The sequence below is a fragment of the Variovorax humicola genome (assembly GCF_037889915.1).
GTDB classification, from domain to species: domain Bacteria; phylum Pseudomonadota; class Gammaproteobacteria; order Burkholderiales; family Burkholderiaceae_C; genus Variovorax; species Variovorax humicola.
The window spans coordinates 55,034-69,760 of sequence record NZ_JBBKZV010000003.1; the positions used below are offsets into that span (position 1 = coordinate 55,034).

Annotated in this window: 15 protein-coding genes and 1 pseudogene; 7 read left to right on the forward strand and 9 right to left on the reverse strand. The window is 65.0% G+C overall.

Annotated features, from left to right (window positions below; translation table 11 throughout):
• Complete coding sequence (locus WKW80_RS07180) at positions 1-858, reverse strand: ferritin family protein (protein ID WP_340362870.1); 858 nt, start codon at positions 856-858, stop codon at positions 1-3.
• A gap of 123 nt (positions 859-981) precedes the next feature.
• Here WKW80_RS07180 and WKW80_RS07185 point away from each other — a divergent pair, with 123 nt between their 5' ends.
• Complete coding sequence (locus WKW80_RS07185) at positions 982-1,545, forward strand: glutathione peroxidase (protein WP_340362871.1); 564 nt, start codon at positions 982-984, stop codon at positions 1,543-1,545.
• A 409-nt stretch (positions 1,546-1,954) separates the two neighbouring features.
• Here WKW80_RS07185 and WKW80_RS07190 read toward each other — a convergent pair whose 3' ends face one another.
• A complete protein-coding gene (locus WKW80_RS07190) occupies positions 1,955-2,569 on the reverse strand; it encodes a glutathione S-transferase N-terminal domain-containing protein (protein ID WP_340362872.1) in 615 nt (204 codons plus the stop codon).
• Positions 2,570-2,695: 126 nt separating this feature from the next.
• Here WKW80_RS07190 and purB point away from each other — a divergent pair, with 126 nt between their 5' ends.
• Together purB and WKW80_RS07200 are read left to right on the forward strand one after the other, a co-directional pair.
• Positions 2,696-4,075: an adenylosuccinate lyase gene (purB, locus tag WKW80_RS07195; protein ID WP_340362873.1), complete on the forward strand. Its 1,380-nt coding sequence runs from the start codon at positions 2,696-2,698 to the stop codon at positions 4,073-4,075.
• Positions 4,076-4,403: 328 nt separating this feature from the next.
• The gene (locus tag WKW80_RS07200) at positions 4,404-4,964 is read left to right on the forward strand and encodes a YaeQ family protein (protein WP_340362874.1); all 561 of its coding nucleotides are present in this window, start codon (positions 4,404-4,406) and stop codon (positions 4,962-4,964) included.
• A gap of 81 nt (positions 4,965-5,045) precedes the next feature.
• On the opposite strand, the gene WKW80_RS07205 is transcribed toward WKW80_RS07200, so the two are convergent.
• The 3 genes from WKW80_RS07205 to WKW80_RS07215 all read right to left on the reverse strand — a co-directional run bounded on the left by WKW80_RS07205 (position 5,046) and on the right by WKW80_RS07215 (position 8,413).
• A complete protein-coding gene (locus WKW80_RS07205; RefSeq protein ID WP_340362875.1) occupies positions 5,046-6,917 on the reverse strand; it encodes a DUF3857 domain-containing transglutaminase family protein in 1,872 nt (623 codons plus the stop codon).
• A 288-nt stretch (positions 6,918-7,205) separates the two neighbouring features.
• On the reverse strand, positions 7,206-7,934 hold the full coding sequence (locus tag WKW80_RS07210) for a sulfite exporter TauE/SafE family protein (RefSeq protein ID WP_340362876.1): 729 nt from the start codon (positions 7,932-7,934) through the stop codon (positions 7,206-7,208).
• A 14-nt stretch (positions 7,935-7,948) separates the two neighbouring features.
• A complete protein-coding gene (locus WKW80_RS07215) occupies positions 7,949-8,413 on the reverse strand; it encodes a DUF3717 domain-containing protein (protein WP_340362877.1) in 465 nt (154 codons plus the stop codon).
• A gap of 437 nt (positions 8,414-8,850) precedes the next feature.
• Here WKW80_RS07215 and WKW80_RS07220 point away from each other — a divergent pair, with 437 nt between their 5' ends.
• Genes WKW80_RS07220 through WKW80_RS07230 form a run of 3 tightly spaced genes read left to right on the forward strand, consistent with a single transcriptional unit; the run spans position 8,851 to position 10,500 of the window.
• Positions 8,851-9,594 carry a TerC family protein gene (locus WKW80_RS07220; protein ID WP_340362878.1) on the forward strand — a complete coding sequence of 248 codons (744 nt, stop codon included), beginning with the start codon at positions 8,851-8,853 and terminating at the stop codon, positions 9,592-9,594.
• Positions 9,595-9,630: 36 nt separating this feature from the next.
• The gene (locus tag WKW80_RS07225; protein ID WP_340362879.1) at positions 9,631-10,101 is read left to right on the forward strand and encodes a hypothetical protein; all 471 of its coding nucleotides are present in this window, start codon (positions 9,631-9,633) and stop codon (positions 10,099-10,101) included.
• A 45-nt stretch (positions 10,102-10,146) separates the two neighbouring features.
• Positions 10,147-10,500, forward strand: coding sequence for a phage holin family protein (locus tag WKW80_RS07230; RefSeq protein ID WP_340362880.1), 354 nt, complete (start codon positions 10,147-10,149; stop codon positions 10,498-10,500).
• A 429-nt stretch (positions 10,501-10,929) separates the two neighbouring features.
• On the opposite strand, the gene WKW80_RS07235 is transcribed toward WKW80_RS07230, so the two are convergent.
• From WKW80_RS07235 to WKW80_RS07245, 3 genes and pseudogenes are all read right to left on the reverse strand, one after another.
• Positions 10,930-11,163 carry a phosphopantetheine-binding protein gene (locus WKW80_RS07235; protein ID WP_340363170.1) on the reverse strand — a complete coding sequence of 78 codons (234 nt, stop codon included), beginning with the start codon at positions 11,161-11,163 and terminating at the stop codon, positions 10,930-10,932.
• 125 nt (positions 11,164-11,288) lie between these two features.
• Positions 11,289-11,420: pseudogene (locus WKW80_RS07240) on the reverse strand (hypothetical protein); the annotation flags it as partial.
• A 598-nt stretch (positions 11,421-12,018) separates the two neighbouring features.
• Positions 12,019-13,506 (reverse strand): M48 family metalloprotease, encoded by a 1,488-nt coding sequence (locus WKW80_RS07245; RefSeq protein WP_340362881.1) that lies wholly within the window; start codon positions 13,504-13,506, stop codon positions 12,019-12,021.
• A gap of 147 nt (positions 13,507-13,653) precedes the next feature.
• On the opposite strand from WKW80_RS07245, the gene moaC reads away from it, so the two are divergent.
• Positions 13,654-14,142 carry a cyclic pyranopterin monophosphate synthase MoaC gene (gene moaC, locus WKW80_RS07250; RefSeq protein WP_340362882.1) on the forward strand — a complete coding sequence of 163 codons (489 nt, stop codon included), beginning with the start codon at positions 13,654-13,656 and terminating at the stop codon, positions 14,140-14,142.
• A gap of 137 nt (positions 14,143-14,279) precedes the next feature.
• On the opposite strand, the gene WKW80_RS07255 is transcribed toward moaC, so the two are convergent.
• On the reverse strand, positions 14,280-14,720 hold the full coding sequence (locus WKW80_RS07255) for a type IV pilin protein (RefSeq protein ID WP_340362883.1): 441 nt from the start codon (positions 14,718-14,720) through the stop codon (positions 14,280-14,282).
• Between the last annotated feature and the right edge of the window lie 7 nt (positions 14,721-14,727).

The window sequence follows — 14,727 nt, forward strand, 5'->3', positions numbered from 1 at the left end:
TCAGGCGCCCTGGTATTCGGGCTTGGGGCCGAGCGTCGCGGCCAGTTCCTTGCGATAACGGTTCAGTTCCTGCACCGTCTTGAAGCTGCGGTTCATCAGCAGGCTCAGGTTGTGCAGGATGCGCTCGCCAACCTTGGTTTCCCAGACCGCGTCGAACTTGATCTGCTTGTCGAGCCAGTGCTCGAGCCAGTCCGGATCGGGCATGCGGCTCTGGATGGTGTCGTTCGGGAACAGCGCCTTGTTGACGTGCAAGTTGGTCGGGTGGAGCGCCTGCGCCGTGCGGCGCGCGCTGGCCATGAGCACGCCGACCTTGGTGAAGGCGGCGCGCGCCTCGTCGCCGAACTTCTCCATGGCACGCTTCATGTAGCGCAGGTAGGCGCCGCCGTGACGCGCTTCGTCCTGGCTTAGCGTGGTGTAGATGTGCTTGATGACCGGCTCGGTGTGCCACTCGGCGGCGCGCCGGTACCAGTGGTTGAGGCGAATCTCGCCGCAGAAATGCAGCATCAGCGTTTCGAGCGGTGGCGCGGGATCGAAGTCGAAGCGCACCTCGTGCAACTCCTGCTCGGTCGGCGCATGCTCCGGGCTGAAGCGCTTGAGGTATTCCATCAAAACCAGCGAATGCTTCTGCTCTTCGAAGAACCAGATCGACATGAAGGCCGAGAAATCGCTGTCATGCCGGTTGTCGCGCAGGAACATCTCGGTCGCCGGAAGTGCCGCCCACTCGGTGATGGCGTTCATCTTGATGGTCTGCGCCTGCTCGGCGGAGAGCTTGGCGGAGTCGAACGACTGCCACGGAATGTCCCGGTCCATGTCCCAACGAACGGATTCGAGCTGTCTGAAAAGTTCCGGGTAGAGCATCAATGTCTTTCTGTAACCGCCGGATTTTAGTCGGCAGGGATTGGCATGGCCGTGTCAAGCGCGCGATGATGCGGAAATGCGTGCAGCGCTGAATGAATGCACCCCTGCCGCCGGAGAAACCCGATGGATATACGCTCCCTGCTTTTCACTTGCCTGGCTGCGACTGCGCTGAGCCCCGCCGCGGCGCTGGCCCAGGCGGACGCCGCCTGCCCTCCAATCCTGCAACACACGTTCCCGCGTTTGCAAGACGAGAAACCCCAACCGCTTTGCCAATATGCCGGCAAAGTCGTACTAGTGGTCAATACGGCGAGCTTTTGCGGTTTCACGCCGCAATACAAGGGACTGGAGGCGCTCGACAGCAAATATCGCGCGCGCGGACTCGCGCTGCTCGGTTTTCCGTCGAACGACTTCGCCCAGGAAACGGGTTCCAACAAGGAGATCGCCGATTTCTGCGAGAGCACCTTCGGCGTGAAATTCCCGATGTTCGCCAAGTCGTCCGTGCGCGGGCCGGACGCCAATCCGCTGTTCAAGGAGCTTGCCCAACTCTCGGGCACTACGCCGAAGTGGAACTTCTACAAGTACCTGATCGACCGTGACGGCAAGGTCGTCGCGAGCTATTCGAGCATGACGACACCCGATAACAAGGACTTCGTCCGCGAGCTTGAAAAGCAGCTCGGGCCGAAATAGTGCTGCGCCTGGCCGGTGCGCCAGGTCATCGGCATCGTCTTCACAAATGTTTACGTTCAACCGGGGAACCCCGGCCTGGCGCCGTTCCTCCTAAACGCATCGGGCAACGAGGGCTCGACCGGTTTCATGCTGCGAGGTCTTCCGGACGTTTAGTGGTCCGGCTGAAATCCCGAGGCGATTCTTCTCCTCCTCCCTCCCTCCCTCTTCGCAACGGGGCGCCTCGCAGCATTTTTGTATTCGGCAAGGGGTCCGGGGCCGCTACCAGGTCCGGAAACGGCGGAACGGGCTTTGCCGGGCCGCCGGTGTTGCCGCAATGAGGAGCCGCTGTTGCCGCAAAGAGGAGCCGGTGTTGCCGCGCGATGGGCGGGTGGCCGGCGACACGCAGCGAGGCCGACTCCGGGAGCCGATGTCAGGCGGGCAGGGTGTCGGCGAAGCTGGGGCGCAGCAGCAATTTGTCGCTCAGCTTGGCCAGGTTGGAATGCTCGCCGCGCCAGTCGATGTCGGGGAAGCGAAAACTGACCCAGCCCAGCGCGCAGCCGACCGCGATGTCCGACAGGCTCAGGTGAATGCCGCTGCAAAAAGGCTTGTCGGCGAGCCCCTTGGCCATGGCGGCGATGCCGGCGTCGACCTTCAGGCGTTGGCGGTCCATCCAGGCCTGGCTGCGCTCGCTGTCGGCACGCTTGGGCCAGGTGGCTTCGAGACGCCAGAGAATGCCGGCGTCCATCACGCCGTCGGCCAACGCTTCCCAGGTCTTGACCTCGGCGCGCTCGCGGCTTTGCTGCGGAATGAGTTTGCCGACCGGCGAGAGGGTGTCGAGGTATTCGACGATGACGCGCGAATCGAACATCGCCTCGCTCCCGTCCATGATCAGGCAAGGCACCTTGCCCAGAGGGTTGGACTGGCCGATGGTGGTGTCGTCAGCCCAGACATCTTCCTTGATGAATTGGTAATCCAGCCGCTTTTCGGCCATGACCACGCGCACCTTGCGCACATAAGGACTGGCGGCGGATCCGATCAATTTCATGCGGGCTCTTACCTTTGGGTGACATTCGTTGTAGCGCTTTGATTCTAGGGGAACCGCCCCACAGGTCACTGACCGACAGCGGGGAAGCGAGGGGGAAACGCCACAGCCGACACCTAAAATTGAAGGATGACCTTCTCCACCGTTTCTGCCCTGTCCCCCCTCGACGGCCGTTATGCCGGCAAACTCGGCGCCCTGCGGCCGCTCATGAGCGAGCAGGGCTACATGCACCGCCGCGTCCAGGTGGAGGTGGCATGGTTCATCGCGCTGTCCGATGCCGGATTTGCCGAGTTCAAGCCACTCACCGGCGGCGCCCGCAAGTACCTCATGGGGCTGGTTTCCAACTTTTCCGAGGCCGACGCTCAGGCCATCAAGGAAATCGAGAAGACCACCAACCACGACGTCAAGGCGGTCGAGTACTGGGTCAAGTCGAAGTTCGAGGCGCGACCCGAACTCCTTGCGGCTTCTGAATTCGTCCATTTCGCCTGCACCAGCGAAGACATCAACAACACCAGTCACGCCCTGCAGATCCAGGCCGCGCGCGACAAGGTGATGCTGCCCGCGCTGGACGGCATCATTGCCACGCTGCGCGAAATGGCCGGCAAGTTCGCCGAAGTGCCGATGCTGAGCCGCACCCACGGGCAGACGGCGAGCCCGACCACGGTCGGCAAGGAGATCGCCAACGTTGCCGTGCGCCTGGCCAAGGCGCGTGCGCAGATCGCCGCCGTCGCCCTGCTCGGCAAGATGAACGGTGCCGTCGGCAACTACAACGCGCACATCGCAGCCTGGCCCGAGTTCGACTGGGAAGGCTTCAGCCGCAAGGTCGTGGAGACTCCGGCGCCGCAGGGCCTGGGCCTGAGCTTCCAGCCGTACAGCATCCAGATCGAGCCGCACGACTACATGGCCGAGTTGTTCGACGCTTTTGCGCGCACCAACACGATCCTGATCGACTTCTCGCGCGACATCTGGGGTTACGTCAGTCTCGGCTACTTCAAGCAACGGCTGAAGAAGGGCGAGATCGGCTCGTCGACGATGCCGCACAAGGTCAACCCGATCGACTTCGAGAACGCCGAAGGCAATCTCGGACTGGCGAACGCGGTGCTGCGGCACCTGAGCGAAAAGCTGCCGATCAGCCGCTGGCAGCGCGACCTGACCGACAGCACGGTGCTGCGCAACATCGGCGTGGGCTTTGGCTATACGGCGCTGGCGTATGCCAGCCTGGCGACGGGCCTCGGCAAGCTCGAACTCAACGAGCAGGCGCTCGCCGATGACCTCGACGCTTCCTGGGAAGTGCTTGCCGAGCCGATCCAGACCGTCATGCGCCGCTTTGGCGTGCAAGGCGCCTACGAGCAACTGAAGGAAGTGACGCGCGGCAAGACGGTGACGGCCGAGGCGCTGCACGGGCTGATCCGCTCGCTCGAAATTCCCGTGGCCGAGAAGGAACGCCTGCTGGCCATGACGCCGGGCAGCTACACCGGCAAGGCGGCCGAACTCGCGAAACGCGTATGAATGTGGCCCCCACGCTCGGCACTTCGTGTCCTCCCGCCCCCCCACGGGGGCTGATCCGACTTGGGGCGGCCCGGCGCCGGATCGTGGCCCCCACGCTCGGCACTTCGTGTCCTCCCGCCCCCCCACGGGGGCTGATCCGCCTTGGGGCGGCCCGGCGCCGGATCGTGGCCCCCACGCTCGGCACTTCGTGTCCTCCCTGCCCCCCACGGGGGCTGATCCGACTTGGGGCGGCCCGGCGCCGGATCGTGGCCCCCACGCTCGGCACTTCGTGTCCTCGCTGCCCCCCACGGGGGCTGATCCGCCTTGGCGCGGCCCGGCGGCGGTTCTGATGGCCCTCAAATCCACCATCTTCAAGGCCAACGTCGCGGTCGCCGATATTGATCACAACTACTATGCCGACCATTCGCTGACCCTTGCCCGTCATCCGAGCGAGAACGACGAGCGGATGATGATTCGGCTCATGGCGCTCGCGCTCAACGCCTGGAAGCTGCAGGACCTGGTCCAGGGCGATGGCACGCTGACTTTCGGCGCAGGGCTGTCGAACGTCGAGGAACCCGACGTCTGGCTGCGCGACTTCACGGGCGAGGTCAAGCTCTGGGTCGAAGTCGGCCAGCCCGAGGACAAGCCCATCATCAAGGCGTGCGGCAAGGCAGACGAGGTCATCGTCTATTGCTACAGCCATGCGGCCGGCATCTGGTGGAAAGGCATCGAGAACAAGCTGACGCGTCCGCAGAACCTGCAGGTGTGGCGCATTCCGAGCGAGACCTCGCAAGCCGTCGCCATGCTCGCGGAACGCAGCATGCAGTTGCAAGCGACCGTCCACGAGAACACGCTGACGCTCGGCAACGGCGCCGAGAGCATCGACATCGAGTTGGCGCGCCTCAAGTAGGGCCGCTGGTATCGCCCCCTCGAGGGGTCTCGAGGGGAGGCGACGCAGGCGCTTCGGGGGTGTTTCAATTCATGCAGCCTGTCACTCGTACAGCAGTTGCGCGCGCAGACTGCGCTCGACCTTTTGAGCAAAGGCCTTCTGCGCATTCACGTCGACCGTTGTACACACCGCCTGCGTTGCGACCATGGTCAGGGTCCGTGAGAGCTTGAGGATTTCGCCCTCGCGTCGGACCGTCTGTCGATAGTCGATGCGACTGCCTGACAAGCTGAGCGTGTGATGTTCCGGCGCCGGGTCCCGCTGCAGACGCACGACCCGGGGAAGCCTGAGTTCGAGTGCCTCGCTCAGTTCACCGTTGGGGCATCCGGTGGGATAGCGGCGCTCGGTCTTCAGCAATCCGACCCAGGACGCCAAGACGTTGGACCCGGCCGCAGGAACGTGAAGCACGCCTGGCCCAGGAAGGTCTACGAAGTTCGACGCTTCGAAATCCAGCCCGAATTCGGCCTCCGCGCTGTCGCCGCGCAGATCCGGTCGGCGCAGCACGCCCTTTCCGCTGACCCCGAACTCCGCCTGCATGGATCTCACCACCTGATCGTCAGGCACCGACTGCAGCGCAGAGAATGTGCTGCGCACCGCGCCGGCACCGGCCCCGGCCGCCCGGATGGAGAGCTTGATGGCGGCGGAGCCGTCATCGGCCACGTCGATCACCTGAGTTGCTGCCGTCACCCCGCCGGCAGCAAGAGGCGTACGCGCCCATAGGCCGGTGTTCACATGAAGCACCTGCTTGCCGCCGTCGGCGTCGGGCAGTGTTCCAAAGGGCGCGTAGCGTGACGTGCTGTCCAGATAGAGGTCCAGTCGGGGCACGTAGGTGATCATGTGGTTGAACGCCTGCAGCGCCCCCGCGCGCGGCATCCAGAAGGCGTTGCCTGCACCGATCAGCACCGGCGTGCTGTCGATGCCTTTCGCACGCAGGAGCGCTACGAGCAGGATCGCCTGGTCCTTGCAGTCACCGTACCCATTCGAGAGGATGCTGTCGAGCGGCCGCGGCACGAAGCCGCCGCGTTCGAGCACCACGCTGACGTAGCGGATGTTCAGCCGAACCCAGTCGTAGAGCGCTTTGGCCTGCAGGCCGGGATCTGCAATGCCGCGGGTCACTTGCTCCGCCAACGCCGTCACCTGCTCGGTCGGGACGGTGACGTCCCCCACCAGTTGACGGTAAGCACTGGCGAGATCGGCACCGCCCGGCAGGGTGCTGACGACCATCCGGGGACTGTAGTCACTGCGTGCCACGCTGCCTGCTTCAGGCGCCACGGCTTGCGCGTTGTCGCCGCGGAAGGTGTGCCGCACGCGACCGTCGGCCAAGATTTCCTGCGAATGCGACAGATCCACCGTCTGTACGTCCAATGGCATGTCCTTTGGTACGGTCACCGTGAAGACAAAATCACGCCGCGAAGCGTGTGGCGAAATGAATTCCGAAGCGCTGAACTGGCCCGGCAGGATCGGAACGCGTTGCGTATGGCGAGTCTTCAGATGGATGCGCGCGCCTGGCGTGACCTGTGGGAACACGATGGTCTTGACCTTTTGGTCGCTGAACATGGGTGCGGCCTGCGAGGCGTAAGGCTCCTGCTCGAAGATGGCGGAGGGCGGGACGTCGATTTCCTTTCCGCCGGGCGTGGTCAGCCTTGCCAGAAGGATTTCGATGGTTTGCAGACTGGCGCTGTACGGAAGTGAAATCTGCGCGACTTCGCGCACGCCCGCCTCGTTGAGCACCAAGCGGATCGAATCGGTTTCCTTGACGAAACGACCATCGCGTTCCACCGTGTAGTCCACATGGCGCCGCTCATAGGCGATGCCCGGCGCGAAGCCCTTCTCTGGCGCCGGGGCGGGCGGCCCCGATTGCGCAGCGGCATGGTGAGAACCCACCAGTAAAAAAAGAACGAACCACAAGCGCAACATGCCGCCTCCCAATGTTGTTTATCTGTCGGCTTGGGAGCTGCGACGCCCTGGCTGGTTTGACAGTCTACGATGCGCCGCAAGCGATGCAACGGCTCCGGCCGCCAGATCACAAATGTTCAAATTTCAATGACTTCCGAATCGGCCCGTGTGTGCCTGTGCCCCATCGAATCGGGTGTTTCTCGATTCTTCGAAGGATGTCCGCGCGGCCTGGATATCCGATCGTCGAATTGAAAGCGGAGGCCCCGCGTTTCGTCTGCATCTGCTCGACCTCGCGTCTGGCCAGGCGCGTCAGTGCCGGGTGGCGGCCAGCAGCAATGCGCCACCCGAGCACACCAGCAGGGCGTCGAGCATGTACTGGAAGGCGCGCGGGCTGAGCCGCAGCACCATCGCCTTGCCCGCGAAAGTGCCGGCCATCAACGACGCGCCGACGATCAGGCCCTGCAGGAATACGGGCAGCGGCATGGCGCCAGCACCGCGAAAGGTCAGCACCTTGCTGACGTACAACACCAACGAACTCGCCGCCTCGGTCGAGAGAAAGGCGCCCTTGACCAGGCCGTAGGCGGCGAACACGGGCACGCTGAGCGGCCCGGTCGAGAGCACCACGCCGGTGAGGTAGCCGATGATCGCGCCGGCCACCGACATCTGCCACAGCCGCACCCGGAACGCGCGCCGCTGCACCCAGTGGCGGAACGGCACCATCGAGATAAAGAAGATGCCGAGCACGACATCGATGAGCGTGGCAGGCAACTGCAGCAAGGTGCGCGCACCCAGCGCCGCAGCCGGCCCGCCCGTCACCGAGTAGGCGGCGAATGCACGCCAGTCGACTTCGCGCCACCACGCCAGCACGCGCGACAGATTTGCCATCACCGCGGCGACGGCCATGATCGGCACCGCCTGCTTGGGCCCGTAGGCATAGACGAGCACCGGCAGCAACATGATCGAGGAACCGGTGCCGATGACGCCGCTCACCGCACCGGCCACGAGTCCGACGAGCAGAACGAACGCGTAGGCGGCCACGCTCGCAGGCCGCGTCAGTCGCCGACGGACGCTACCGTGTCGGGGGCGGAATCGTCATCCGGCCAGACTTGCTCCGCTTCGCGCGCGCGCTCGGCGTATTTGTTGAAGCGCCAGGCCGTGTCTTCCATGGTGATGCGTCGCCAGGTGCCGCGCTTTTCGGCGGGCGTCATCGCGGGCCAGTGCTGGACTTCATCGAAGCTGCGGCCGCATCCCTTGCATTGGTCGTCGCCCTGGCTGGTGGAACAGATGGCAATGCAGGGCGTGTCCGGCGTCGTGTGGTACCACTCGAGCCACGCGGCCCAGGCCTTGGCCGGGAAGCCGACCTCGCTGACCTCGTCTTCGCGGTGGTAGACCATCAACGCGTAGACCTCGGCCAGCGCGCGCAGTTCGGGGGCCAGCGTGATGCCGTCGGGAGACGGGCTCCGGTCGCGCCAATAATTGATGGCGGCCTCGATGTCGGTGATGTGAAGGGCGGCCATGGGCGGAGCAAGACAGCGGAGGCGCATCATAGTCTGCGCAAGCCCCGACCGCTCGGAAGGTCATTGTTGCTATTGAATTCATAGCGTCACCTGCCCGCCAAGCGGCCATCTGCGGCCTTTCTTCCATTTGAAGCCTGAATTTTGCGATTGCGGCGTGGGCAATTGCGATGCTTTAATCGCTAACCCGAAGGGGAGTAGCTCCCGCCCATCGCGCCTTGCGGTGGACATCGCCAGGCCGTCAATACGAAGCAAACACTTCCGGTCTGTCGGGCACCGCGCCGCAAGGGTGCGCTGCCGAGCGAGACCTTCGATTTGAACCCGTCAAAGGTTTGGTCGAAGCGCTCTTGAGATCCCCGGAACACCCGGCCCCCGATCCCACCAGCCGTTTTGCCCGCACCGCCGCGGGATGAATCGAAACGCACTGGAGTGATCCGCACATGGAGCTTTTTTCCACCCCCTGGCTGTCGGCATTGCTGGCCATCATCCTGATCGACCTCGTTCTTGCGGGGGACAACGCGATCGTCATTGCGCTGGCCGCGCGGAGCCTGCCGAAACAACATCAACGCAAGGCTATCGTCTGGGGCACGGTCGGCGCGATCGTCGTGCGCTCGATCATGACGGTCGGCGTGGTGTGGCTGCTGAAGATTCCAGGCTTGATGCTCGTGGGCGGGCTGGGCCTGCTCTACATCGCGTACAAGCTGCTTGCCGATACGCATGAAGGCGATGAACACGCCAGCGTCAGTGCGACCACCTTCTGGGGCGCGATGAAGACCATCGTGATCGCCGACGCACTGATGGGCATCGACAACGTGCTCGGCGTGGCCGGCGCGGCGCATGGCGATTTCGTGCTGGTGATCCTGGGCTTGCTGATCAGCGTGCCGATCGTCGTGTTCGGCAGCACCATGGTGCTGAAGCTGGTGCAACGCTTCCCCGTGATCATCCAGCTGGGTGCCGCGGTGCTTGCTTTCACGGCCGGCAAGATGATCGTCAACGAGAAGTTGCTGTCACCCTGGTTCGCCGGCACCGGCACGGCCAACCAGGTCGCCTATTGGGGAGTTTGCGTGCTGACCATCGTCGGCGTGCTGGGCGCCGGCTGGCTCAAGACCCGCCGCGACCGGACGCCGGGCGGCGATCGTGCGGGCCACGGCGAGCTTGCCGCGCAAGGCCACTCCATCGATTGATTTCCGCGGTTTCCCCATTCACAACAGGAGCGCATCATGGAAAAGATCATCGTGTACGTGGACGACGCGGCCTTTGCGCGCCAGCACGTGGCCCACTTGGTGGCGCCTGCCATGGGCGCGGACGGCGGAGCACGCCACTGGATCCTGGTGACGTGCGCGCCGCGCATGACGCACCGGATCAGCAAATGGGTGAGTCACAGCGCACGCGAGAACTGGCGCGCCAAGTGGTTCGCCAAGACGGTAAGCGAGGTGACGCCGGTGCTGTGCCGCCCGGGCGACCAAATCACCTCGTCACTTGCAAAGGGACCGCTGGCTGAACTGACGCGGCAACTGAGATCGACGCATGGCGCGGTTCCCGTGATCGACGCGCGCCGACCGAAGGTGGGCGTGGACCTGGAGCCGGTGGCGCCGGACGTGCCGGCGGCCGGCCATTCAGGCTGGGCATTGCCCGGCGCAGTGGTGGGCATGGGCGCGCTGCTGGTGCTGGCGAACGAACTGGCCGAGTAGGCGAGGGCCCGGCGGCGTTTCAATGCGCTGCGGTATCCTGATGCCATGCGACTGATTCTCAAATGGCTGCTGAGCGCCTTCGCGCTATTGACCGTTGCCTACCTCTATAGCGGCGTGCAGGTGGGCAGCTTCGGCTCGGCCATGATCGCGGCTGCGGTGATCGGGCTGCTCAACATGGTCGTGCGGCCGCTGCTCGTGTTGCTGACCCTGCCGGTCACCATCGTCACGCTCGGGCTGTTCCTCTTCGTGATCAATGCCTTGATGTTCTGGGCCGCGTCGGGGTTGCTGGACGGCTTCCACGTCACCGGTTTCGGCGCGGCGCTCCTGGGCTCGGTGCTCTACTCGTTGCTCGGGATCGTCATCGAGGCCGCGCTTGGCAACTTGTTGTCGCAGGGGTAGGTAGAACACCCCCGATGCGCCTGCGGCGCCTCCCCCTCGAGGGGGCGCACCTGGCGGCCCGGCAAAGCCGGTTCCGCGGGTGCCCACGAACAGACTTCGCCGTGCTCGTCCTGGTTTTATGCGTCGCAGGTCACGCGATAGCGTGGTGGAAAACTGAAATGGGACACCCGCGCCTGCGGCGCCTCCCCCTCGAGCCCCTCAAGGGGGCGCACCCGGCGGCCCGGCAAAGCCGGTTCCGCGGGTAGATGAAACACCCCCGAAGCGCCTGCGGCGCCTCCCCCTCAAGGGGGCGCACCCGGCGGCCCGGCAAAGCCGGTTCCGCGGGTGCCCACGAACAGACTTCACCGTGCTCGTCCTGGTTTCATGCGTCGCGGGTCACGCGATAGCGTGGCGGAGCACTGATGCGAGGGGCTGGTCGCGCGCCCTCGATCAATTCAACGTCAGGTTTTCCTTGCGGGCGATCTGGCCGAGCGTTTCATAGACGAGGCGGCTCGGCGCCACATTCCAGCCAAGGCGCTCGCGGATGCCGAGCACCGCGCGCATCGCCAGCAACGAGTGGCCGCCCAGATCGAAGAAGTTGTCGATGGGGGAGATGTCATCCGTGCCCAGCAACCTGGCCCATATCTGCGCGAATTGGTGATTTCCTCGGTGGTGCGCAAGCATGCGCACTGTTGCCGCGGCGACCGCAGGACATTGCCGACTGGCCGCGGCAGGGCATTACGGCCTGTCTTGCCATTCGGCAATAGCGGAAGCGATTCCAGTCGCACGATGTGCTGCGGCAGCATGTATTCCGGCAAGCGGGTGCGCAGATGCTCGCGTAACGCCGCCGGATCCAGTACGTGCTCGCGCGGGACGCAGTAGGCCACGAGCCGGACATCATCCTCGCCCTCGGTGTGCGTGACGACCACGTTGTGGGCCACGGAGGGATGTTCCGACAAGGCGACTTCGATCTCACCCAGTTCAATGCGGAAACCGCGTATCTTGACCTGATGGTCGAGCCGGCCGAGGTGCTCGAGCAGGCCATCGTGCCGCCAGCGGGCCCGGTCGCCCGTTCGATACAGCGCCGGGCTCGTCGCTCCACGGGTCCGGCACGAAGCGCTGGGCCGTCAGTTCGCCGCGCCGGTGATACCCCAGCGTCACACCCAACCCACCGATTCAAGCCTCGCCCGCGACACCCGCCGGGCAAGGATGGCCCAGCGGATCGAGCACCCATACCGAGGTGTTGGCAATCGGCCGGCCGATGGCGATGCCCTGGCTCGGCGACTGCATTTCCCAGCAGGTCGACCACACGGTTCGAGTCGGCCGAGGGGCGCATTGAGCACGTTGAACAACACGCGCACCAGGCCGTTCGACTGGGCCACGCCCCTGCCCCAGCGCTTCGACCAACTCGTCGAAAGGCGCATCTGATCCGGCGAGGATGGCAGACAAGTCGGAACGCTAACAAATTTTTACGTTTGAGATATTAGTCATGCGCCTCATCCGCCTGTGTCATCCGACTGCCCTATTTCATGACGCAAATCACCGCTGGGCCTTTTTTTCCTCCGCGTGTTGCTCCCGCACCAATATGTCGACCTCGCGCGATCGCGTATCGATGATGGATGCCTCGTAGTGGTCGACCGGGCCGGCGCCGGGCCGGCGCATCAGGTCCTGGGCGGCCTTGAAGCGGTCGCGCGCGGCAACGTAGTCGAGGATGGCGACGTTGGCTTCCGCGTCGGCCCGGATCGCGCGCAACGGCTCGTCCTGGGCGGTGTAGAGCATGCCCAGGGTGCGCCAGACGGTCGCGTCGCGGGGATGCGTGGCAACCCAGTCGCGCAGCGGGCCTACCATCGGCGCCGGGTTGCGCGCGGCAATGGCGGCTTGGGCCGACAGCATCATTTCGGGCCGGTCCCTGGCCTTGGCATCGAGCAGCGCGCCGGCGCGCGCAGGCTGGCCGGCGGAGAGCTCGATTTCCGCGGCCAGCAGCCGCGCCAGCCGCGCAGCCGGTGCATTGCCCGCCGTGCGCTCACGCAGGCGCGCGGCCATGTCGCGTGCGACGCCATAGTCTTTCAACTCATTGGCCGACAGCGCCGCCGCGTAGAGCATGCCCGCCTGCTGCGCGGGCGAACCCTTGGCAAATTCGGTGGTGCCTGCGGCCTGAACCCAGACCCGCAAGACGTCGACGCCGGGGCGCGATAGCACGCGCGCGCGTGACGCGATCATGGCGTGGTCCATCACCAGCGGCATGGCGGCGTCGGCGCCGGGCTTGAGCTGGGCGCGGCCTTGCATGTCGGCGATGCGCTCGGTCGTCAGCGGATGGCTGCGCAAGTAGGGGTACGAGCCGTTGTCGTTGAGGCGGGACGCGTATTGCAGCTTCTCGAACATGGCCGCGGCGCCCTGGGGCGCATAGCCGGCCTGGGTCATCACGCCGAATCCGATGCGGTCGGCTTCCCGCTCCATGTCGCGCGAGAAATTGAGCTGGTTCTGCATTGCCGCCGCCTGGCCGCCCATCATCACGGCCTGGCCGACGTCACTGCCGCTGCGGCTGTTGCTCTTGGCTGCGGCCAGCATGCCGAGCACCATCGCCGCGACCATCAGCGGCATGTTGCGGGCGTCGCGGCTCAGGATGCGCGAGATGTGCCGCTGCGTGATGTGCGACAGCTCGTGGCCGAGCACGGTGGCCATCTCGTCGCGGCTGCCGACCACGGCGATCAGGCCGGTGTTCACACCCATATAGCCGCCCGGCAGGGCGAAGGCGTTGATGTCGCGGTCGCGGCCGAGCAGGATCGTCCAGGCAAAGCGCTCGTCCAGCTCAGGCGTCAGTTCGCCGCGCAGGCGGGCGGCAGCCAGCAGCTTTTGCCAGATGTCCTGGATGTATTCGACCAGCACCGGATCGTCGAGGAAGTCGTTGTCGCGGAAGATCTGGCGTGCGATGGTGTCGCCCAACTGGCGCTCGGCGCTGGCGGTCATTTCGCCATCGCCCATCCCGGGCAAGACCTGTGCCTGTGCGCGCGCCACCGGCGGCATCATGACCTGGCACGCTATCAAAACAGTAGCGCAAAACGACCGCAGGGCGGGCCTCACGCCCCGTTTTGGCTTGGAAATTGAAGTCAACCGCAGGATCCCTGGTTGTTGAGTCAGCCTCGTATGATGCGCGACCGCACCGAATGTTCACTCATGAACGCACTCACGCACTTTGACAGCCAGGGTCAAGCCCACATGGTCGACGTGGCCGCCAAGCCGGCCACCCACCGCATCGCAGTCGCCACGGGCCGCATCGAAATGCTGGCGAGTACGCTGGCGCTCATCGAGTCCGGCAGCGCCAAGAAAGGCGATGTGCTGGGCGTCGCCCGTATCGCGGGCATCCAGGCCGCGAAGAAGACCAGCGACCTGATCCCGCTGTGCCATCCACTCGCGCTGACGCGGGTTGCAGTGAGTTTCACCACCACGGCGGGCGCTGGCAATGTGGCGCCGCATGTGACCTGCCAGGCGACGGTCGAGACCGTGGGGCAGACCGGGGTGGAAATGGAAGCGCTGACGGCTGTGCAGATCGCCCTGCTGACTGTCTACGACATGTGCAAGGCGGTGGACCGGGGGATGACGATCAACGACGTGCGCGTGCTGGAGAAGCATGGGGGGAAGTCGGGGAGCTTCACGGCGAACTGATTCGCGGCTGGCCGATGTGCCAGTCGAGCGGCAGCACCACCACAGGCCTGGTCGATTCGCCCCTCGCGCTTCGGCTGGGCAGGCTGTCAACCGAAACGCGGGTCAAGGTCGTTTTCGACAACACGCCAGAGTAGTGCTCACTTCATGCACTTCGCCGGATCGTTCGTCGCCGACGCGAGCGCCGTGTTGTTCGTCTTGGTATAGACGCCGCAGTAGTCGCCTGCCATCGCACCGGCGGGTGTCGCTGTGATCGTGTAGCTCGCCGTATCGGCGACAAGGCCGATGTTGTAGAGCGCAGGGCCACCCGGCGGCACCATGCCGAAGACCCCGGTGAAGCCGGTGTTGGAACTGCTCGCGGGCGGGTTGCTGTACCGGTTGTTCTCGGTGTAATAGCGCTCCAGCCAGCCCTCGCCCTTGAGCATCTCGGCGCGCGCCTGGGCCCGGTTGGAGCGCTTGATGTATTGCGAGTAGGCGGGCAGCGCGATGGCTGCCAGGATGGCCACGACGGCCACCACGATCATCAGTTCGATTAGCGTGAAGCCGGCTTGGTGTCCGGCGCGTTCTCGGTGTTCTTGCATGGGCGGC